At 71.9% G+C, this 20,032-nt stretch carries 18 protein-coding genes; all 18 read right to left on the minus strand.

Features of this window, described 5'->3' with window-relative positions; genetic code table 11:
• Positions 1–28: 28 nt before the first annotated feature.
• The 18 genes from M8316_RS15890 to M8316_RS15975 all read right to left on the minus strand — a co-directional run bounded on the left by M8316_RS15890 (position 29) and on the right by M8316_RS15975 (position 19,942).
• Entirely contained in the window at positions 29–1,345 is a 1,317-nt protein-coding gene (locus M8316_RS15890) for an MSMEG_0569 family flavin-dependent oxidoreductase (RefSeq protein WP_250056149.1), read from the minus strand.
• Positions 1,342–1,644, minus strand: coding sequence for an MSMEG_0570 family nitrogen starvation response protein (locus tag M8316_RS15895; RefSeq protein WP_250056151.1), 303 nt, complete (start codon positions 1,642–1,644; stop codon positions 1,342–1,344). The genes M8316_RS15890 and M8316_RS15895 overlap by 4 nt, the downstream gene beginning before the upstream one ends.
• Positions 1,637–2,530 carry a carbon-nitrogen hydrolase family protein gene (locus tag M8316_RS15900; RefSeq protein ID WP_250056153.1) on the minus strand — a complete coding sequence of 298 codons (894 nt, stop codon included), beginning with the start codon at positions 2,528–2,530 and terminating at the stop codon, positions 1,637–1,639. The genes M8316_RS15895 and M8316_RS15900 overlap by 8 nt, the downstream gene beginning before the upstream one ends.
• Positions 2,527–3,990 carry an MSMEG_0567/sll0787 family protein gene (locus tag M8316_RS15905; protein ID WP_250056154.1) on the minus strand — a complete coding sequence of 488 codons (1,464 nt, stop codon included), beginning with the start codon at positions 3,988–3,990 and terminating at the stop codon, positions 2,527–2,529. Before M8316_RS15905 ends, M8316_RS15900 begins: the two co-directional genes overlap by 4 nt.
• Positions 3,987–5,129 (minus strand): MSMEG_0568 family radical SAM protein, encoded by a 1,143-nt coding sequence (locus tag M8316_RS15910; protein WP_250056156.1) that lies wholly within the window; start codon positions 5,127–5,129, stop codon positions 3,987–3,989. The genes M8316_RS15905 and M8316_RS15910 overlap by 4 nt, the downstream gene beginning before the upstream one ends.
• Positions 5,130–5,150: 21 nt before the next feature.
• Positions 5,151–5,675 carry an MSMEG_0572/Sll0783 family nitrogen starvation response protein gene (locus M8316_RS15915; protein ID WP_250056158.1) on the minus strand — a complete coding sequence of 175 codons (525 nt, stop codon included), beginning with the start codon at positions 5,673–5,675 and terminating at the stop codon, positions 5,151–5,153.
• Between the two features lie 83 nt (positions 5,676–5,758).
• Entirely contained in the window at positions 5,759–6,583 is an 825-nt protein-coding gene (locus M8316_RS15920; RefSeq protein ID WP_250056160.1) for an amidohydrolase family protein, read from the minus strand.
• A 264-nt stretch (positions 6,584–6,847) separates the two neighbouring features.
• Entirely contained in the window at positions 6,848–8,260 is a 1,413-nt protein-coding gene (locus tag M8316_RS15925) for a DUF3500 domain-containing protein (protein WP_250056162.1), read from the minus strand.
• Between the two features lie 502 nt (positions 8,261–8,762).
• Complete coding sequence (locus tag M8316_RS15930; protein ID WP_250056164.1) at positions 8,763–9,668, minus strand: arginase family protein; 906 nt, start codon at positions 9,666–9,668, stop codon at positions 8,763–8,765.
• Positions 9,665–11,137, minus strand: coding sequence for a purine-cytosine permease family protein (locus M8316_RS15935; RefSeq protein WP_250056166.1), 1,473 nt, complete (start codon positions 11,135–11,137; stop codon positions 9,665–9,667). Before M8316_RS15935 ends, M8316_RS15930 begins: the two co-directional genes overlap by 4 nt.
• Positions 11,138–11,297: 160 nt before the next feature.
• Positions 11,298–12,230: an AraC-like ligand-binding domain-containing protein gene (locus tag M8316_RS15940; protein ID WP_250056168.1), complete on the minus strand. Its 933-nt coding sequence runs from the start codon at positions 12,228–12,230 to the stop codon at positions 11,298–11,300.
• Positions 12,231–12,329: 99 nt separating this feature from the next.
• Positions 12,330–13,538 (minus strand): glycoside hydrolase family 1 protein, encoded by a 1,209-nt coding sequence (locus M8316_RS15945; protein WP_250056170.1) that lies wholly within the window; start codon positions 13,536–13,538, stop codon positions 12,330–12,332.
• A gap of 32 nt (positions 13,539–13,570) precedes the next feature.
• Positions 13,571–14,455 (minus strand): arginase family protein, encoded by an 885-nt coding sequence (locus M8316_RS15950; RefSeq protein WP_250056173.1) that lies wholly within the window; start codon positions 14,453–14,455, stop codon positions 13,571–13,573.
• The gene (locus M8316_RS15955; protein WP_250056175.1) at positions 14,452–14,793 is read right to left on the minus strand and encodes an EthD family reductase; all 342 of its coding nucleotides are present in this window, start codon (positions 14,791–14,793) and stop codon (positions 14,452–14,454) included. The genes M8316_RS15950 and M8316_RS15955 overlap by 4 nt, the downstream gene beginning before the upstream one ends.
• 11 nt (positions 14,794–14,804) lie before the next feature.
• The gene (locus M8316_RS15960; protein ID WP_250056176.1) at positions 14,805–15,635 is read right to left on the minus strand and encodes an ATP-binding cassette domain-containing protein; all 831 of its coding nucleotides are present in this window, start codon (positions 15,633–15,635) and stop codon (positions 14,805–14,807) included.
• A 1-nt stretch (position 15,636) separates the two neighbouring features.
• Positions 15,637–17,427: a dipeptide/oligopeptide/nickel ABC transporter permease/ATP-binding protein gene (locus M8316_RS15965; protein ID WP_250056179.1), complete on the minus strand. Its 1,791-nt coding sequence runs from the start codon at positions 17,425–17,427 to the stop codon at positions 15,637–15,639.
• Entirely contained in the window at positions 17,424–18,365 is a 942-nt protein-coding gene (locus M8316_RS15970) for an ABC transporter permease (protein ID WP_250056180.1), read from the minus strand. The genes M8316_RS15965 and M8316_RS15970 overlap by 4 nt, the downstream gene beginning before the upstream one ends.
• A 53-nt stretch (positions 18,366–18,418) precedes the next feature.
• Positions 18,419–19,942, minus strand: a complete 1,524-nt coding sequence (locus M8316_RS15975; RefSeq protein ID WP_250056181.1) for an ABC transporter substrate-binding protein — start codon at positions 19,940–19,942, stop codon at positions 18,419–18,421.
• Positions 19,943–20,032 lie beyond the last annotated feature (90 nt).

The raw sequence follows: 20,032 nt of genomic DNA on the forward strand, positions 1-20,032 counted from the left end.
GTGTCGTCCGGTGCACCGGAACGCGAGGTCACCCGACGACCGCCACGTCCATGGCCGGGCTGGTACGAGCGGAGCCGAGGGAGTCCGTCACTGCGGCGGCCACGTGTTCGGCGTCCGTGGAGATGCCGAGGAAGCGCCCGGAGCCCCACGTGTGCAGCCACGGCAGGCCCAGGAAGTACAGGCCGGGCGCTGCGGTGACGCCGCGCGCGTGCGTGGGCCGCCCGGTGCCGTCGAAGACGCCGACCCGCACCCAGCTGTAGTCGGGCCGGTAGCCGATGGACCACACCACGCTGGTCACGCCCGCGGCAGCGAGGTCCAGGGACGTCGGCTCCTCGGCCGGCTCCCAGACGGGCTCGTAGCGCGAGGCCGGCGCAGCGTCGATGCCGTGCGTGTCGATCCACCGGTCGATGTCACCGCAGATGGAGTTGTAGACCGAGTCCGCGTGGTCGAGCGCCCGCCGCAGCGTCGGGTCGAAGCGCAGGCTCGACCCACCGGCGTCGGCGAGCCCGGTGAGCTTGCCGTAGAGCTGCATCCCCTCGCGGGCGAAGGCACGCAGGTCGATGTCCCGTCCGCCGTCGCGGCCCGTCACGTAGTGGTTGGTCTTCTCCCGAGCGGCCAGACCACCGGGGTACTGGGCAACCGCGGTGTCGTAGAGGCCCATGTCAGCCAGCCACGTCATGCAGTCGCGGCCGCGGTAGGTGCGGGCCACGCGGGGCGCGTCCCCCAGGGCGAGGTGGACCTGGCGGCCCGCCAGGTGCAGGTCCTCGGCGATCTGCGTGCCCGACTGACCGGTCCCGACCACGAGCACCCCTCCCTCGGGCAGCTGGTCGGGGTTCTTGTACTCGGCCGAGTGCAGCTGGGTCACCGTCGGGTCGAGGGCCGGAGCCCACGCGGGCACGACCGGCAGGTGGTACCCACCGGTGGCGACGACGACCTGCTCGACGAGCCAGGTGAGGGCGCCGTCCGGGCCTGAGGTCTCCAGCGAGTAGCCGCCTCCGGCACGCGGGGTCAGGGAGGTGACCCGGGTGTGCTCGACCAGGGGCGGGCCGAAGGTCGCCGGGTACCCGGCGAGCCAGGCCACGACCTCGTCCCGGGTCATGAACCCGTCCGGGTCGTCGCCCGCGTACGGGTAGCCGGGCATTCGGCAGTGCCAGTTCGGGGTGACCAGGGTGAAGGCGTCCCAGCGGGTGTCCGCCCACTCGTGCGTGAACGTCTCGGCCTCGAGGACGACGTGGTCGACGCCGTCACGGGTGAGGAACCAGCTCGTCGCCAGGCCTGCCTGCCCACCGCCGACGACGGCGACGTCGACGTGGCGGGTCCGTGCGGGGTCGGGTGAGGTGCTCATGCGTGCTCCTGCGGAAGTGGGGGCCACATGCGGACGACCTCGACGAGGTCCTCGCTGCGGAAGGCGGAGGCCGAGCGGTGCAGCTGCTCGGTGGTGGCGGCGGCGGAGGTGCAGGCGAAGCCGAACTTCGCCCGCACCCGGTCGCTCGCGATGGCCAGCGCCTCGGTCGACCTGGCCACGAGGTCGCCGACGGTGTAGGTGGCGCCCGCCGTCAGGTGGTCGTGCATGACCAGGGACGGGGAGTAGCAGTCCTCGACCCGTCCGTCCGGCCACCGCACCGAGAACGTCATCTCAGGCATAGCTGCATTCCACGACCTCGCGGGGATACAGGTCGGGACGGCGGTCGCGCAGGTGGAACATCGACCGGCGTGCCGTCTCCAGCGCGGCGGCCACGTCCAGGTCGGCGACCGCCATCCCGGCGGCGGTGCCCGTGCCGGCCAGGGTGTCGCCACCGGGGCCGACGACCTTGGCGCTGGCGACGAAGCGCAGCTTGCCGAAGGTCCCGGACTGGTTCGAGGCGAGCCAGACGACCTGGTTCTCCAGGGCACGGGCGGCGTCGAAGATGTCGAAGCGCTTCTTCCACCGGTCCTCGTCGAGGTCCCCGGCCGTGGCCGTGCGCGAGGCCGGCCACGCGGAGATGCAGGCGATGGTCTCGGCGCCGTCCACGGCCAGCGCACGAGCCGCCTCCGGGAAGGCCTTGTCGTAGCAGATCAGGACCCCGAGGCGTCCGGCCGGCGTGTCCAGCGCCTGCAGGGTGTCCCCGGGGGCGTAGTAGAGGTTCTCCCCCAGCGGCTGGTGGATCTTGCGGTAGACGCCGTGCACGCCGTCACCGGAGACGACGGCGGCCGAGTTGTACCGCTTGCCGGCGTCGCCCTCGCACAGTCCGACGACGACCGTCATCTCGCGGGCGATCTCGGCGACGCGCCGCAGCTCGGGGCCGTCGACGTCCATCACGGGCGGGATCGAGTCGGGGCGCTCGTCGTGCGCCCCGTCCCGGCCGGCACCGAGCACGGAGAGGTACCCGCCGAGGGCGGCCTCGGGCAGGGCGAGGAGCCGGACGCCGCGGGCGCGAGCCTGAGCCACGAGCTCGCCGATCCGGGCGATGTTGGCGTCGACGTCGCGTCCGAAGCTCTCGGCGACGGCGGCGACGGCCGTCGGTCGCGACGGCGGCGTGGGGCTGTTCATGCTGCTCCTAGTCCGGTGACGGCGGTGTGGACCGCCTCGGTGATCACCCCGTCGGGCCAGCGCAGGCCGACGCCCGCGCCGGCGACGAGGTCGCCGCAGGTGCTGGTGGTGACGACGTCCGGCAGGACGCCGTGCGCGGTGTGCTCACCCCGGGCCGGCTCCTCGGCCGTGACCATGGCGAAGCCGGGGAAGCAGGTGAGCCAGTCGCCGACGGACGCCCCGTCCGGGGTCGGGACGTCCGCCACGTCCAGGACGGCGCGGCAGCCGCTGGCCTCCGCGAGCATCCCGGTCGTCCCGACGAGGCCGGCCATGCTGACGTCCTTGGCAGCAGTGGGGGCCAACGCCGGGACGACGTCCAGGAGGGAGCGCAGCTCGGCGGCGCTGCGGTGCGAGGAGGAGTCCCACTGGCGCCCGGTGTAGCCCGGCCGCCACCCGCCCGAGAGGTCGGCGGTGACACGAAGGCGGTGCCCCGGGCTGCCGCCCCCGCCCGGCACGGGTCCGGGCAGGGAGGGGTGCGGGCGACCCAGCGCCGTCACGGACAGCGCACCCGGCACGCCGAGCTGGGTGTGTCCGCCGAGGACGGGGACGCCGAACGCCGAGGCGGCGTCGGTGAGTCCCCGCAGCACCCGGCGGGCGAAGGAGGCGTCACGTGCCCCGACGGCGTCGAGGAGGCCGACCGGCAGGGCGCCCATCGCGGCGACGTCGTTGACGTTGACGAGCACGGCGCACCACCCGGCCCACTCCGGGTCCCGCTCGACCATGGCGGGCAGGATCGCGTCGCACGCGGCGACCAGGTCGGCACCGGGCACCGGGGAGGCGTCGTCGCCGACGAAGCCCGCACCGCCGAGCCCGGCCGGGCCGCCCGCCAGCCCCTGCAGCAGGTCGGCGAGGCTGGTCTTGGTGGCCTCGACGAGCCGCTGGACCCGGCCGATGGGCCAGTCCACCCGCACGTGGGGGTGGCCGAGCAGCTCGGTCTCGCCGAGCACGGTCCAGCCGAGCCGCCGGAAGAGCACGGCGTTCTGGGCCTGGACGACGGCGTCGAAGCGCAGGGCGCCGGCCTCCTCGGCCGTGGCGCACGCGGCTCGCACGAGGGCGGCGCCCACGCCGAGGTGCAGCCGGGCGTCCGGGGCGACCACGAGGCGCGAGCCGCTCCACCACCCCAGGTCGCGGCCTCCGCAGGCGGGGTGGGTCGAGGGGTGCAGGCGCACGCCTCCGAGGACCTCGCCCTCGCCGGTGCGGGCCACCAGGACGCGGGTGCGGGGGTCCTCGTCCACCTCGTCGGCGTCGCTGCCGACGAAGAGCCCCTGCTCGTGGACGAACGCGTCCCGTCGCAGCCGCCGGTACGCCTCGAGGTCCGCGAGGGTCTCGGCCGGGACGACCACGTACGCCTCGGCGTCGACGTGCCGCGTGTGCCGCGGCGCGCCGGTGAGCACGACCTCGTGCGCCAGCAGCTCGCTCATGCCGAGACTCCGCAGGGGCGCTGGGTCGCTGCGCCGAGGCCCGACTGGGCCGAGCCGAGCGCCGAGCAGGCCCCGCAGGAGGCGCAGCCGGCGGCCTGGTCGGCACCGGACATGCCGGCCCGGTGCAGGGCGGCCGCGACCCGGCGGGTGACGTCGTAGGTGACCTCGTGCGGCGGCGGGGTGGTGCCGTCCACCTCGACCGCGAGCGTGCCCGCGATCGGACGGAACGGCACGACGAACGGGTAGACGCCCATCGCGATGAGCTCCTCCGCCCCCGCGACGAGCTCGTCGGGGTCCTCGCCGAGGCCGACGATCAGGTACGTGGAGACCTGGTTCCAGCCGAAGACGCGGACGGCCTCGGCCCAGGCGTCGCGGTACTCGCTCATCGGCACCGAGCCCTTGCCGGGCATGACGCGGCGTCGGACGTCGTCGTCCAGCGACTCCACGTGGATCCCGATCGAGCGCGCGCCGGCCTCGTAGAGGTCGGTGATGGTGCGCAGGTCGCCGGGAGGCTCGCACTGGACCTGGATGGGGAGGTCGGGGCAGGCCTCGCGGACGGCGCGGACGCAGCGCGCCAGGTGCGTGGCTCCACGGTCACGCCCGTTGCTGGTGCCCGTCGTCATCACCATCTGGGTGACGCCGTCGAGCTCGACGGCGGCCCTCGCGACCTCGGCCAGCTGCGCCGGGGTCTTCACCGCGACGGTGCTGTCGTTGCGCAGTGACTCCTCGATGGCGCAGAAGCGGCAACGCTCCGACTCGTCGTAGCGGACGCAGGTCTGCACGACCGTGGTGGCGAGGACCCGGTCGGAGTGCAGCCGGGCGATCTTCTCGTACGGGACCCCGTCCTCGGTGACGAGGTCGTAGAAGCGGGGTCGGGCCACGGACTCCACGCCCATGCCGGTGTCGGCGCCGTCGAGCAGGAGCCGCCCGCCGCGGACCGAGTACGGACTGCGTGGGTTCAGCGGGACGGCCGCGCCGACCCCCTCGAGCAGGACGTGCCCGTCGTCGCTGGGCCCGGCTCCCGCGCGGCGGGAGACGGGGGCGTCGAGGAGGCGGATCCCCTGGATCGCGACGTCCACACGGGTGGACGCTGCACGGGGGGTCGTGGTCGGCGTGCTGGCGGGGGTCGGCTCGGTCATCGCGCTACCTGGTCGCCCGACTCAGAGGTTGTACGTGCTGTTGATGATGGCGCCCTTGCGGGCGTAGTGGATGACGGCGTCCTGGACGTCGAGGGGGTGCGCGGGGATCACGCCCTCGATCAGGTCCTCCTCGCGGCAGCCGTGCAGCGCCATGCCGAAGCGGCAGCAGAAGACGGTGCCGCCCTCGCCGATGAACGTCTTGATGGAATCGTTGAGGTTCTGGTTGCCGGGGAAGGCCGCGTCACCGGTCGTGGGGAACCCGCGGGTGTCCATGCAGGCCAGGGCGCCGGGACCGTAGAAGTAGATGGCGGACTCGTAGCCCTTGCGCAGCGCGCGGGTGGCCTGGAGGACGGCCACGAAGCTGACCGAGGACTCGTGCGGGATGCCGTGCACGAGGGTGAAGTAGGACTCGCCGTCCTCGGCCTGGTAGTCGGGGAAGATCTTGGTGCTGCCGTAGAGGTTGGTCCCCTTGGCCTGCGAGGGGTGGGGGACCTCGGAGATCGACTTCTGGATGTTGGCCATGATCTCGTCGTCGAACGTCGGCATCGCTGTGCTCCTGTGCTGGGTGAGGTGGGCGAGATGTCGGTGCGGGTGCTGCTGAGGTGTGCTGGTGGTGCTCGACGCGGCGCTCAGTCGTAGAGCGCGGCGAAGTTCTCGTGGAAGAAGGCGTCGGCGAGGGCGCCGTCACCCGTGGCCGCGTGGAGACGGTGGTACTCGCCCTCGACGTCGCCCCAGGGCATGTCGGTGGCGAAGAGGATGCGGTCGTGCCCGACGCCGCGCCGTTCGATCTCGGCGACGAGCCAGGACGGGGCGAAGCCGATGGACCAGGAGGTGTCGGTGTAGACCTGCTTGCCGGCCTCGATCCAGTCGAAGAGCCGGCCGCCGATGAGCTTGAGGTGGCCACTCATCCCTCCGCCCAGGTGGACGAGGTGGATCTTCGTGTCGTCGCCGTAGCGCTCGACGAGCCGACCGACCTGGTCGACGTCGCTGGCGGCACCGGGGCTGGTGTGGACGTGGACGACGAGGTCGTGCTCGGCAGCGGTGGTGAAGATCCGGTCCAGCTCATCGGCGCAGTCGGGGTCGCTGGGGCTGCCCCCGAGCAGGAAGCTGGTCTTGAGCGCCCGGACCCCGTCCTCCCCGGCGAGCTCGAGCGACCCGGTGTTCCGGTCGCGGTCGGAGGCCTTGGGACTCACCCACAGGCCGCAGCGCACGCGGTCGTCCTTCTGGGCCGCCTCGATCGCGAGCGGGTTCAGGTCGAAGGTCGCGTCGGGGATCGGGACCCCGTAGTTCGGCAGGACGAGCGTGCGATCGATGCCCTCGGCGTCCAGCCCGGCGATGAAGTCCGCGACGGTGGCTCGCGCCGTCGTGTCGGGCTTGATCGGCGGCCCGCCGTAGAACCCGAAGGCGGGCAGCTCACCGATGTGCCGGTGGGCGTCGTAGAGGGGCCGTGTCATGGCTACAACCCTGTGCGCGGACTGTTTCCGAATGGTTTCTGTTGGAACACGTTGTCGATCCGAGCCCGTAAAGCGCAGGTTTCACCAGCCCGCCCCTCGTAACCCGGGGGTCGGGGGGATACCGGCCGGCTGACGACAGAGGTGCGTGCTGCGAGCTCTCCGGCCGCAGCACGCCCCTCGGCGTCACCTGAGGTCGTTGCAGGTCGACGCGCCCGAGGACGTGTGACCCCGGGTGCGGTGCTCGACCGCCCGCGGGACCACCCGTCAGTGGTCGAGCGCCAGGTGCAGCGCGAGCAGCGCCTTGCCGTAGTCGTTGCCGTTGGGCGTGCGGGTGATCGAGTGGACGTGCTGGCGCGACACCTCGTTGTCGGCACCCCAGCCCTGGCCGACCGGACCGGGGGTCTCGCAGTCGAACTCGATGTAGATGACCGGACTCTGGATGCGGAAGTAGAAGACCGAGTCGTCGTCGGTCCCGCCGATCCAGCAGAAGTACGTCTCGTCGACGTGGTCCTTGACCTGCTCCATCTTGATCTCGGCGTGGCCGTCGTCGACGTTGCCGACGAACAGGTTCGTCAGCGTCCACAGCTTCTCGAGCTGGTCGTCGTCGAGCGCGGTGGCGACCAGGCCCTCGTAGGCCACCTCGGAGTTGTCGGCGAACGCGACCGCCTTGATGTCGTCCCCGGTCTTGTCCGAGGAGATGATCGCGACCTTCTGCTGGTCGGAGTCCAGGGCGTTGACCATCGCGATGGCGGCGGTGAACTCGGCGTCGAAGAGGGAGAGGCCCTCGTACTCGGAGTCGGTGCCGAAGTTGGCCTGCATCGGCTCGGACCCCATGAAGGTCGGGGTCATGACGACCTGGTCGCCGAGCACGAAGTAGTTGACCACCAGGTGGTGGCCGTCGATCTGCCAGCCCCAGGGGTCGGTGGACGACGGCGTGCCCATGATCGTGAACCAGTACAGGCCCTCGTTGAACTGGTCGGTGTTGTCGATCAGCTCGCCGGCGTACTGGTTGAGCTTGATGATCGTGTCGGAGTTGCTCAGCCCGACGGCACTCATGCCCGCCTCGAGGATCGCCATGGCCAGCGACTTCTGCTCGTCCGTCATGTCCTCCAGGCTCAGGCCCTGGCGCTGGTAGCCGTCGACGTTGCTCCACATGCGGAACTCGTCCTCGGTGTAGTCGTCGGGGTCGATGTCGAACGTGACCTCGTCCTGCTGGTCGCTCGACAGGCTCGCCAGCCAGGCGGACGCGGCGGCCACCACGGCGTCCGTGCTGACGCCGGTGGAATCGATGGAGTAGAGGTCCTCGATCACGGTGCCGTCAGTGGTGAGGCCGACGAACTCGTCGGTGATGCCGTCGCTCATCCCGCCGGGAGCGCCACCGTCACCGCCAGGGCCGCCCCCGTCGGTCGGGGCGCCGCTCGGGGCACCCGAGGCGGAGTCGGACGACGTCGTGCTGCCGTCGTCGGAGCACGCGGCCAGCATCCCGGCGAAGGCCACCGCACCCGTGGTCGCGAACAGGCGGTTCATGAAGGCTCGGCGCTGGAGATGGATCTTCGACCCGCGGGTGTGGAGGCGGTGGCCGAAGGCGTCGCGCTCGCCGGACCCCTGCTCGACCTCCTCGCGCAGGGCGCGGACGGTCTCGTGGGGGGTGGAGTGGGCGGGGTGGTCGTGCGTCATGCCTCGACCGTCGGCAGGGGACCCGGGAGCGTCCTGTGAGACCGCCAAGGGCGCACCTGTGAAACCGACCGATGAAGAGTTCCACCCTGCCGACAGACTCGCGCCCTCCGCCCCAGCGGGCCTGCTCGTCGCCAGCCGCCCCATCGCCAGCCACCCGTCGCCAGACCGCCCGGACCGGCACCCACGGAGCAACCAACGACATAGCGAGACCCGGCGAACCTGTCGGTTCCCGGGCTTCGTCCCTCCTCAGAGATCTACGGCGCCCCAGGCAGGAGTCGAACTGACGACCTCTCGCTCAGGAGGCGGTGCTCTGTCCAGCCAGGCGGGCGCGGAGACGGTGCGTGGGGGTCGGCCGCTACCGCGAGTGGCGGGGTGCGGGACCACGGCGGACGACGCGCCCGGCATCGGCGGCGTCGCGGGGCTGCACTTCCCCAGGGACGCGCGACACCACGTCTTCTGAGAGGTTGGACGCCTGCGGGGACAGGCCCCCGGCGCCAGGCACTCACACGAGAGGCATGCCGTCCACCAGGTCCTGCAGCTGCATGACCTGCCGCGGGATGAACTCGGCGATGGTCAGCCCGACCACGTCATGCCGTGCGGCGATGTCGGCGACGACCCGCTGGACCTGGGTGGTGGTGAGCCCGTGGGGCTCGATGCCCAGGCCGAGCACGGCTTCCTCGCTGTCGACCACGTCGACGTCGAGGTGGATGGCGACCTTGCTGCACCCGGTCCCGGCGAGCCACGCCAGCAACGGGTCCGAAGAGGCGCGCAGGTCGCCGGGCGCGAAGGTGCTGATGCCCCACTCAGCGGCGTTGCCGATGTCGTCATCTGTCCACGAGTGCAGGCCGGCCAGCGCCACTCGGCAGCCTGGCAGGACAGCTGGGAGCTGACCGACGAGGTCCGGGTCGCCGTGACCGGTCAGCGCGGCCACCGCCATCGCGTGGTAGCCGGGGTACTCGCTGGAGGGCGTCCCGACATCGGGGTGGGAGTCGATCCACACGACGGCGAGGTCGTCCGCGTACCGGTCCGCCAGCACCGAGAACGGGGCGACGCTGACCGAGCACTCCCCACCGAGCGTCAGGACCCTGCTCGCGTCGGGGTGCTGGGCGAGCGTCCTCAGCGCCGAGCCCAGACCCGTCACGACGGCGTCCTTCGCCTCGATCCCGTCCACGAGCTCCAGGCCTGCGTCGCTCATGTCGACGGGGACGTGCGCGGTCGGTCCGGCGTGCTCGGGGAGCACGGCCTCGAGGACGGCGGCCCCGACTGCGTAGCCACGCCTGGCTCGGTCCACCGGCTGCTCGGGGAAGAACGCGGTGACCGAGGCCAGGCCGCCGCCCTGCCACTGGGGCCAGACCAGGCGCAGCGTCGCCTCGTCCCGGGAGAGCGAGGAGGGAGGCTGGGTGCTCACGCGGGACTCCCCTCGGCCAGGCCGGCGCTGTCGGAAGGACGAGAGGTCCGTCCCAGGCGCCCGGTGGCGATCTCGGCCGCGCTCACGTGCGCCCGCTCGGAGGCCAGGTCGACCGAGCGCATGAGCAGCGCGTAGCAAGTGCCTGAGACCACCAGGCCGACGGCGAACGCGATGTCGGCGCCGCCCAGGCTCGCCGCCACCGGCCCCGTGTAGAGGGTGGTGGAGACGAACGGGACCATGCACAGCACGCCGAGCCCGTAGCTGGCCATGCCCCGCACTCCCCAGCGGCCGTAGATGCCGCCGTCGGTGCGCAGGATGTCGGAGACCGAGTAGACGCCTCGCCGCACCAGGTAGTAGTCGGTCAGGTTCACTGCGGTCCACGGGATCAGCAGGTAGCCCAGGAGCAGCAGGAAGGTGGAGAAGGACAGCAGCACGTCACCGGGCAGTGCGAGGGCCGCGGCGATGACCAGCACGGTCGCGATGCTGATCGTCCAGGCGCGAAGGGCGGGGGTCGAGGCGAAGGCCTTGAAGGCCTCGGCCCCGCTGAGGAGCGAGACGGTGCCGGAGTAGACGGACACGGCGGCGGTCACGAGGCAGACGATCGCGGCGACCACCATGGTCACCGTGCCGAGGCCGAACCCCCACGCATCGCCCATGGTCCCGATCGCGACGACGACGTCGAGGTCGGGGTAGCTCAAGGAGACAGCCGCGCCGAGGACCTCGATCCACAGGGCCGAGCAGACCGTCCCGACGAAGACGGCCGCCGAGACCGCCGCGCTCCGCGTCGACGAGGGCAGGTAGCGCGTGTAGTCCGAGACGATCGGTGCGATCGCGATCTGGTAGCCGGCCGAGGCGCCGAGCTGAGCCAGGAAGCCCACAGCGCTCCACGAGCCGTCGGCCACCAGGTCGCCCAGCGGCAGCACCGAGACCGCGGCGACGGTGAGGGCCACGAGGTTCGCCAGCATCACGTAGGCGATGACGCCCTCGGCCGCCAGGATCAGCCGGTAGCCCACGATGGCCAGCACCCCGGCGAGGATGCCGAGCCCCAGCTGCCATGCCTCGAACGTGCCGGGCAGCACGCTGGCCGCGGCGCCGCCACCGGTCTGCAGGTAGAAGACGGCGAACCCGATCGGGACGACGGCGGCGACCGCGATCGGCAGGATCGCGCCGCGCGAGCCGAACTGCACCCGGCTCTGGATCATCTGCGGGAGCCCCATGTGCGGGCCCTGGGCTCCGTGGAAGGCCTGGAAGAGCGTGCCGAACAGCGTGCCGACGACGATGGCGAGCACGGTCGCGGGCAGGCCCATGCCGAACAGGGGACCGACAGCGCCGGTGTAGGCCGTGATCAAGGTGGCGTTGACCATGAACCAGAACTTCGCCTGCCCGCGGACGGAACCGCCACGCTCGGACTCGGGGACGTGGTCGAAGGAACGGGCCTCGACGGCGCCGTGCTGATGGCTGCTGGACATGGGGACCTCTCCGGGCTGGGTTCGTGCGGTCGCCGCACTCAACCCCAGGTCGTGGCGACCGAGGAAGGGCATCGAGCGCCAGGAGGATGGTTGGAACGAGACGTTCACGGCTGGTGCCGGAAACGTCGACGCGACCGCCGAGAACGTCGAGGGCGGGACGTCAGCGGGACGAACCCGCTTCCGCGCGCGCCGCCTGCGGGGAGCACCCGTACTCACGGCGGAAGGCCCTGCCGAAGGTGCTGGCGTCCGCGAAGCCCCACCGCGCCGCGACCGCCGCGACGGGCACGGCCGCGAACCCGGGGTCGGTGAGGTCTCGGTGGGCCCGTCGCAGCCGCTCGCGCCGGATGTAGGCGGCCGGAGAGTCCTCGGGCGCAAAGACCGCCGTCAGCTGACGCAGCGACATCGCGTTGTCCGCCGCGACCTGCTCGAGTCGGAGCCCAGGGTCCATGAGGCGCGTCACGAGGTAGTCCTTGACCGAGCTCAGCTGGTGCTCGCGCGACAGCGAGCGCGCGCCGGCGTCGTCTCCCACGGCGGCGCGTGCAGCGCTGCGCAGCAGCTCGGTGGCGGCACCGGCCACCGACCCCGTCTCCAGGTCTCGCTCACCACCCGGGGTGGAGATCATCTCCTCCGCGAGCAGCCGGAACACGCGCAGCGGAGCCAGGTCCAGGCTGAGCGGGCGCAACCGCACCGCCGCCGAGGTCGCGCGCGCCGGCAGCACCTCGCGCCGCGGCACCATCGCCACGACCTGGTGCCCGCTCGTCTCGATCGTGTAAGGCACGCTCGGATCACAGAACGTCGCCTCCCCCGCGCCCAGCACCAGCTGGGTGCCGGCCTGCTCGAGCCGCGACCGGCCCGCGAGCTGGATGAGGAACAGCAGGTCCTCGGACGGGTTGCTGCGTACCAGCGAGGCGGTCCGGCGCAGGCTCGTGGGAGCGCTCGTGGCGACCTCCGAGAGCCGGACTCCACGGCTCAGCGCCGCCAAGCGCGCGACAGCGGTGAACCGGTCGACCGCGGACTCCATGGCCAGCGCGTAGAAACTGCGGCTGACGAAGTCCTCCCACTCCTCAGCGGCGGCGAAGCGCTCGGATTCCATGGCTGACATTGTGTGTCCGGCGGGTGCTCGGTGTCTCCCCGGACGCCGCGGTTCCCAGCGGCCTGATCGCGGTCGCCGGGAACCCGTCGGGGTGGGGTCTCAGACTCCCGCGAACGACTGCCGGCGGGCGAGCTCGCCGTACCACCGGGCGCTCGGCTTGACCGTCCGCTCGAAGGTCCGGGGGTCGACGCTGATGAGCCCGAAGCGAGGCGCGTAGCCCAGGGCCCACTCGAAGTTGTCGATGGCCGACCAGTGGATGTAGCCACGCACGTCGGCGCCGTCGGAGATGGCCCCGTCCAGCGAGCGCAGCGCCCGGTCGATGAACTCGACCCGCTCCGCGTCGTCGTCGGTCGGGAGCCCGTTCTCGGTGATGAGGATCGGCACGTCGCCCACGACGGACCGGGTGAACCGGACGGCGTTGCCGAGGGCCTCGGGGTAGTACTCCCAGATGCCCGTCATCCGGTCGTCCGGCCCGGGGAGGACCTCGCCGTCGGCGTCGAAGCGCGAGCGCGTGTAGTTCTGGACCCCGATGAAGTCGTCCTCGGCGCTGGCGCGCAGGTAGGGGGCCTCGTTCGCCTCGAACCACTCCTTGGCGTGCACCTCGCCCTCGGGTCCGTACTGCATGTCGTGGACCACCACGGTCCAGCCGGCCTTGGCCTGCGTGCCCGACCGCACGACGTCGCGGGCTGCGCGGTGGGCGGTGACGAGCGCGTCCACCTCCTCCGGCGTGGCCAGGGGCATGGGGCCGCCGTGCCAGGCGTTCAGGGCTGCGGGGTCGCCGCGGTGCAGCGCGCTCATGAGGGGCTGGAGGCTCGGCTCGTTGATCGTCGCCACCCACTCCGCGCCCTCGTTGAGCACCGGCAGCACGGTCTCGGCGAAGCCGGCGAACCGCTCCGCCGCCCCGTCCGACTGCCAGCCACCGGCACGCCGGAACCAGGCCGGCATGGTGACGTGCTGGAGCGTGACGACCGGGCTCAGCCCGCGCTCGACGCAGCCGGCGACCATGCGACGGTAGTGGTCCAGCGCCGCTGCCGAGATCGCTCCCGGCTCGGGCTCGATGCGCGACCACTCGAGGCTGAACCGGTAGGCGTTCAGCCCCAGGCCGGCCAGGATGTCGAGGTCCTCGGGCCAACGGGAGAAGTGGTCGGCGGCGTCGCCGCTGGGCTCGGTGATGACAGGCGAGCCGGAGTGCTCCAGGCCCCACCAGTCACTGGCGACGTTGTTGCCCTCGACCTGGTGGGCAGCCGTGGCGGCGCCCCAGAGGAAGCCGGGCGGGGTGGAGAGCTGGGGCAGGGGTCGGAAAGACACGGTTCTGGTTCCTTGATCAGGTTGGAAGGGCATCAGCGCGTCAGCGGCGCGCCGTCGAGCAGGCGTTGCAGGAACAGCACCTGGCGGGGGATGAACTCGGCGACGGTCAAACCGACGACGTCGGCCGCGTCGTCGAGGGCGGCCAGCAGCGCGCGCACCTCGTCGATGCGCATGCCGCCGGGCTCCATGCCGAGACCGAGGACCACCTCGTCGCTGTCGACGACGTCGACGTCGAGGTGCACGGCGACCCGGGAGCAGCCGGTGCTCCGCAGCCAGGCCACGAGCTCCCCGGCGCCGTCGCGCAGGTCCTGCGGGGAGAACGAGGTGATGCCCCATGCGGAGACGTTGCCGATGTCGCCCTCGTCCCACGAGTGCAGCCCGGCCAGGGCGACGCGGGAGGGGTCGAGGCGACCGGGCAGGGCGGCCAGGAGGTCCGGGTCTCCGTGCCCGGTGAGCAGGGAGACGGCCATCGCGTGATGGCCGGCGTTCTCGCTGCCGGGCAGGCCGACGTCGGGATGGGCGTCGATCCAGACGAGTGCGAGGTCGTCGCCGTAGCGGGCGGCCAGGGAGGCGAACGGCGCCACGCTGACGGAGCAGTCGCCACCGAGCGTGAGGATGCGCGCGGGGTCGTGCTCGCCGATCGTGGCCAGCCCGGCGCTGAGCTGCCGCAGGACGACGTCCTTGGACTCCACGCCGTCGACGACGGTGACCTCGTCTGTAACCGTGGGCTCCACCGGCACGCGGGCGGTGGTGCCCGGGTGGGAGGGGAGGACGGCCTGGAGGACGGCGGTCCCGACGGCGTAGCCGGTGCGGGCAGCCTCGATCGGCACCTCGGGCAGCAGCTCGGCCACGACCGGCAGGGACGCGCCCTGCCACTGGGGCCACAGCAGGCGCAGGGTCTGCTGCGGGGCGCTCATCGGTCGAACCGCTGGATCTGCTGGCCGGGGAAGAACCGGACGGAGTCCCAGTCGATGAAGGTGCCGGTGTCGGCGTCCACGGCCTGCCCCTCGGGGCCGGCGAAGGCGGCCCGCCCGGCCTCGACCGACTCGAAGGTGTAGACCGACAGCGCGTCGAACTCGGTGTCGCTCTCCGGGTCGGTCCAGGCGTCGGCGCCGTGGGCGGCGGCGTGCTGCTGGTAGGAGACGAGACCGGGCAGCGAGGAGCTGAGCGCGAAGTGGGTGGTGCGGTAGTGCTCGAGGAACTCCTCGCGGCTGAGACCGGCCTTGCGCTGGGTGAGGATGGCGATGGTGTACATGGTGCTCCGTTTCAGGCGGGGTGGCGGGCTGCTCGGCGCGCACGCTGCGCGACCGGGTCCGCGATCGGCGACGCCTCCACGAGGCGCCGGGTGTAGGGGTCGGTGGGGTTCGTGACGACGTCGGCCGCCGGGCCGCGCTCGACGATCGCGCCGCGATTGACGACCACGACCTCGTCGCTGACGTGACGGACGACGTCCAGGTCGTGGGTGATGAACAGGTAGGCGACGCCGGTCTGCGCCTGGATGTCGAGCAGCAGGTCGAGCACCCGCGCCTGGGTGGAGAGGTCGAGGGCACTCACGGCCTCGTCGCAGACGACCAGCTTCGGCTCGCGCGCCATCGCGCGGGCGATGGCGATGCGCTGGCGCTGGCCACCGGAGAACTCGCGGGGCAGTCGGGCGAGGCTGTCGGCCGGCAGGCCCACGATGTCCAGGAGCTCGGTGAGCCGGGCCCGGGCGGCGGCCCGGCTCGTCCCCGCTGCCACGAGCGGCTCCGCGAGGATCGCCTCGATCGTCATGGCGGGGTTGAGCGAGGAGTACGGGTCCTGGAAGACGACCTGGAGGTCCGCGCTCAGCGCCCGTCGGGTGCGCGCGTCGGCGTGGGTGATCTCCCGGCCGTCGAAGATGACGCCGCCGTGCGTGATCGGCGCCAGCCCGAGGATCGCGCGACCGAGCGTCGACTTGCCCGACCCCGACTCCCCCACCACGCCCAGCGTGGTGCCGGCGGGCACGCGCACGCTCATCGAGTCGATCGCGACGAACGAGCCTCGGCGGAACCCTGCGCGCGGGTACTCGACCCGCAGCTCGTGCACCTCGAGCAGGGGTGCCTTCGTGGTCACGGGCATGTCAGGCCTCCGTCGTGGCGGTCGAGGGCGACCCCTGGCCGATGCGGGTCCGGGGTGCCACGTTGCTGAGCGTGGAGCCCAGCAGCTCGCGGGTGTAGGGGTGCTCCGGCGCGGCGAACAGGTCGAACACGTCGCGGGTCTCCACGAGGCGCCCGTCCTTCATCACCGCGACCCGGTCGCAGATGTCGGCGACGACACCCAGGTTGTGCGTGACGATCACCAGGGCGAGGTCGAGGTCGCGCTGCAGCTCGCGGAGGAGGTCGAGCACCTCCTGCTGCACCGTGACGTCCAGGGCGGTCGTCGGCTCGTCGGCGATCAGGACGTCCGGCGAGCAGGAGATCGCCATGGCGATCAGGACACGCTGCGCCATGCCACCGGAGATCTCGTGCGGGTAGGAGCCCAGGGCCTTGTCGGGATCGACGATGAGGACGCGCTCGAGCAGCGCCCGCGCACGCTCGGCGGCAGCACGCCGGCTCAGTCGCTCGTGCGCGCGGATGGTCTCCACCATCTGCGCACCGACCGTGTAGGCGGGGTCGAGGTTGCTCATCGGGTCCTGGGGCACGTAGGCCAGCCGGGAGGAGCGGATGCGGTTGAGGGAGCGCTCGCCCAGCGAGAGCAGGTCCAGCTCCCGGAGGCGGATCGCACCGGCGACCCGGATCGCCTCCGGCGGGAGCAGGCCCAGGACGGAGAACGCCGTCTGGGACTTCCCGGAGCCGGACTCGCCCACGATGCCGAGGCACTCGCCGCGGTCGACGTGGAAGGAGACGCCCTTGACCACCTCGGCGCGGGTCCCGTCCTGGCGGCTGTACTGCACGTGCAGGTCCTCGACCACGAGCGTGGCCCCCTCGGAGGTCCGAGCCTCGACCTTCGGCGCAGCCGCGACCTCGGCGGCGGCCTCGGCGGCGAGCCGTCGGGAGCGACGGGGGCTCTGGACCGCGTCGGTGCGGTTGACCACGTCGCTGAGACCGCTGCCGAGAAGGGCGAGGGCAGCCACGGTGATGCCGATGGCAAGGCCCGGCCACAGGGTGAGGAGCGGGGCCTCGATGTTGCTGCGGTAGGCGTCGTTGACCATCGCGCCCCAGCTGGGTGCGAGCGAGTCACCGATCCCGAGGAAGGCGAGACCTGCCTGGACGATGATCGCGACGCCGGCGCTCAGGGACGCCTGGATGATGATCGGGGTCGCGACCACGGACAGGATGTGGCGGAACACGATGCTGACCGGGCTGATGCCGGCCACCCGGGCGGCGTCCACGTAGAGCTCCGCCCGGACGTTGACGACGGTCGAGCGCGTCAAGCGGAAGAACGAAGGCGAGAGCAGCACGCCGAGAGCGATCATCGAGGGCGGCATCGCGGTGCCGAACGCGGAGACGACCACGAGCAGCGCCACGATGCCCGGGACGGCCAGGAGGACGCTCGCGACCCAGCCGGCCACCGCGTCGAAGCGACCTGAGCGGTACCCGGCGACGAGCCCGGCGGGCACACCGACGACGACAGCGGTGACGATGGCGATGAGGCCGGCGAGCAGGCTGGTGCGGGCGCCCCAGAGCAGCCGGGAGAGCACGTCGCGGCCGGCACTGTCGCCGCCCAGCGGGTGGTCGGCACTGGGCGGCGCCAGGACGTCGTCCAGGACCGCCTCGGTGGGGCTGTGGGGCGCCAGGAGCGGCGCGAGCACCGCGGCCGCCACGACGAGGAGGAGCACCAGGCCGGAGACCACGACGGTCGGGTTGCGCAGGGCGCGCCGCACGACGTGGTCCGAGGGGGTGCGGACGGGGGCGGCAGTCGATCCGGTCATCGCGTCCTCGCCTTCGGGTTGAGGAGGCCCTGGAGCAGGTCCAGGACCAGGTTGACGACGACGACGATGACCACGGTCACGAGCACGATGCCCATGACGACCGGGACGTCGCCGACGTTGGTGGCGGAGATGGCCAGGGCACCGATGCCCGGCAGCGCGTAGATGTTCTCGATGATGATCGCCCCACCGAGCAGGCCGATGAACTGCAGCGAGAGCACCGTGAGAGCCGCCGGGGCCGCGTTGCGCAGCGTGTGGGCCACCAGGATGCGGCCGGGCCCGATCCCGCGGCTGCGGAGGGCTCGGACGAAGTCGCGCCGCTCCACCTCGATGACGGAGTTGCGGACCTGCTGGGCGATGGAGGCGGTCACGCCGGCGGCCAGCGCCACGACGGGCAGGGTGATGCTCGAGAGCCACGCGGTCGGGGACTCCACCAGGGGCGTGTACCCCACCGCAGGGAACCAGCCGAGCCGGATAGCGAAGGTCTGGGAGAGCAGCACGGCGAACCAGAAGGCCGGCAGCGCGAACCCGACGACGACCACGAGCTGCAGGACGACGTCGACGACGCCGCGGAAGCGGGCGGCCAGCGTGCCCAGGGCCGTGCCGACGACGGCCGACACCACGGTGGCGGCCACGGCCAGGCTCAGGGTGACCGGGACGCGGGTCAGCAGCGTCGCCATGACCGGCTGCCGGTTCGTCCACGAGGTGCCGAGGTCGCCCCGGAGCAGGTGGCCCCACCACTCGAGGAACTGCGTCAGCACCGGCCGGTCCAGGCCGAGCTCGGCGCGGCGCGTCTCGATCTGCGCGGCGGTGGCCGACTGGCCGAGGAGGTTGGCGACCGGGTCGGAGCCGGAGGCGTAGAGCATGAAGAAGGTGATCGAGGCGACGACGACGACCAGGGAGAGCGCCGCGCCGACCTTGCGCGTGAGGAACAGGAGCATGGGTGGTCCTCCCGGGGGAGGGCGCCCGACCGGACGCCCTCCCCCGTGACGGGTCAGGAGGCGGGGGCGTAGAGGCTCAGCGGCGGCACGATGTTGCCGGGCAGCTGGGTCACCTCGACCGCGTCGGAGTGGATGTAGATGACGTCGGTGGCGTACCAGGGCGCGAACCAGGCCTGCTCCACCAGGTGCTTGTTGAGCTGCTGGTAGAGGTCGGCCCGCTCGTCTTCGGAGGCGGTGCGGATCTCGGCCACCAGGGACTCGACGGTCTTGTCGGTGCTGTGCTGGTAGTTCGCAGCACCATCGGGCAGGACCAGGTCCCGCACGACGCCCCACGGGTCGGCGAACATGGACCAGCTGAACTTGTGCGCCGCGAAGTCGGGCAGCCGCGAGAGCACGTTGGTGGTGGGCATGCTCTCGTACTCCACTGTGATGCCGATGTCGCCGAGCTGCTGCTGCACCACCGCGTCGAACGACGACGTCCAGTCCGAGGACGGCAGGGTGAGGGTGAACCCGTCCGGGTACCCGGCCTCGGCGAGGAGCTGCTGGGCCTTCTCCGGGTCGTAGTCGTAGTAGTCGTTGAGCGACTCGTCGTAGGCCTCCGACCCCGGGTTGAACACCTGGGTGCTGACGCTGCCGTAGCCGAGCTGGTACTTCTCGAGGATGGCCTCGCGGTCGAAGGCGTAGTTGATCGCACGGCGCACGCGGACGTCCCCGAGCGCGGGGTTGATCGTGCCGTCGCGGTCGTCGAGGAACAGGCCGTTCCAGTCGACGACGTTCTGCTGGACGACCAGGTCGCTCGCCTCCGCCTGCTCGACCCACTGGGCCAGGCCGGACGCGGCGTCGACGGCGCCCGACTGCAGGGCCGCGAGGCGGGCGCTGTCGTCGGTCAGCGGCTGGATGACGACCTCGTCGTAGGGGTAGGCGTCGGAGTCCCAGTAGTCCGTGTTGCGGACGAAGTGGTACTCGCTGCCGGTGGTCGAGGAGCCGGCGTCGAACATGTACGGGCCCGTGCCGACGGGCTCGGTGTCCAGGGAGCCGTCGCTGATCGCGGCCGGGCTCGCCATGTACCCACCGTTGTCAGTGAGGCTCTGCACGAGGCCGGGGTCGGGCTCGGAGAGGTTCAGCGTCACCGTGTCCGCGTCGTCGGCTGTGGCATCGGTGACGGACGCGAGCGAGCCGGACGCGGCGCCCGAGCCGTTCTTCATGGCCTCGATGTTCGCCACCACGGCGTCCGCGTCGAACGCGGTGCCGTCGGTGAACGTCACGTCGTCGCGCAGCTCGAGGGTCAGATGGGTACGCGACTTGTCCCAGCTGTAGTCGGTGGCGAGGTCCGCGACCACGTCGCCGTTCTCGTCCAGCTGCAGCAGCGAGTCGTAGACCGGCTGCATGTACTGCAGGTAGTGGCCTGCGCCGATGGCGGCCGGGTCCCACGAGGTCACGTCGACCTGGGAGCCGAGGGTGAGGGTGCTCGAGGAGCTCGACGACGCCGTCGAGCCGTTCGAGCAACCGGTCAGCGAGGCGCCGAGGCCGAGGGCGGTCACGACCGCCGCGGCCAGGTGGAGGCGAGAGGTACGCATAGGTGCTCACTTCGGGAGAGATCGGGCCGCCGGAGAGGCGGTGCGCCAAAAACTACCGATAGGTCTGTCGGTTTTGAAGAGATGACAGGA

This window comes from Nocardioides bruguierae, from assembly GCF_023554635.1.
GTDB lineage: Bacteria > Actinomycetota > Actinomycetes > Propionibacteriales > Nocardioidaceae > Nocardioides > Nocardioides bruguierae.

Bases quoted from the DNA above. Each gene is read 5' to 3' on its own strand.
- M8316_RS15965 (WP_250056179.1), bottom strand. From the start codon at position 17,427: ATGACCGGATCGACTGCCGCCCCCGTCCGCACCCCCTCGGACCACGTC.
- M8316_RS15905 (WP_250056154.1), bottom strand. From the start codon at position 3,990: ATGAGCGAGCTGCTGGCGCACGAGGTCGTGCTCACCGGCGCGCCGCGG.
- M8316_RS15915 (WP_250056158.1), bottom strand. From the start codon at position 5,675: ATGCCGACGTTCGACGACGAGATCATGGCCAACATCCAGAAGTCGATC.
- M8316_RS15895 (WP_250056151.1), bottom strand. From the start codon at position 1,644: ATGCCTGAGATGACGTTCTCGGTGCGGTGGCCGGACGGACGGGTCGAG.
- M8316_RS15960 (WP_250056176.1), bottom strand. From the start codon at position 15,635: ATGCCCGTGACCACGAAGGCACCCCTGCTCGAGGTGCACGAGCTGCGG.
- M8316_RS15975 (WP_250056181.1), bottom strand. From the start codon at position 19,942: ATGCGTACCTCTCGCCTCCACCTGGCCGCGGCGGTCGTGACCGCCCTC.
- M8316_RS15910 (WP_250056156.1), bottom strand. From the start codon at position 5,129: ATGACCGAGCCGACCCCCGCCAGCACGCCGACCACGACCCCCCGTGCA.
- M8316_RS15925 (WP_250056162.1), bottom strand. From the start codon at position 8,260: ATGACGCACGACCACCCCGCCCACTCCACCCCCCACGAGACCGTCCGC.
- M8316_RS15890 (WP_250056149.1), bottom strand. From the start codon at position 1,345: ATGAGCACCTCACCCGACCCCGCACGGACCCGCCACGTCGACGTCGCC.
- M8316_RS15900 (WP_250056153.1), bottom strand. From the start codon at position 2,530: ATGAACAGCCCCACGCCGCCGTCGCGACCGACGGCCGTCGCCGCCGTC.
- M8316_RS15970 (WP_250056180.1), bottom strand. From the start codon at position 18,365: ATGCTCCTGTTCCTCACGCGCAAGGTCGGCGCGGCGCTCTCCCTGGTC.
- M8316_RS15950 (WP_250056173.1), bottom strand. From the start codon at position 14,455: ATGAGCGCCCCGCAGCAGACCCTGCGCCTGCTGTGGCCCCAGTGGCAG.
- M8316_RS15935 (WP_250056166.1), bottom strand. From the start codon at position 11,137: ATGTCCAGCAGCCATCAGCACGGCGCCGTCGAGGCCCGTTCCTTCGAC.
- M8316_RS15920 (WP_250056160.1), bottom strand. From the start codon at position 6,583: ATGACACGGCCCCTCTACGACGCCCACCGGCACATCGGTGAGCTGCCC.
- M8316_RS15955 (WP_250056175.1), bottom strand. From the start codon at position 14,793: ATGTACACCATCGCCATCCTCACCCAGCGCAAGGCCGGTCTCAGCCGC.
- M8316_RS15940 (WP_250056168.1), bottom strand. From the start codon at position 12,230: ATGGAATCCGAGCGCTTCGCCGCCGCTGAGGAGTGGGAGGACTTCGTC.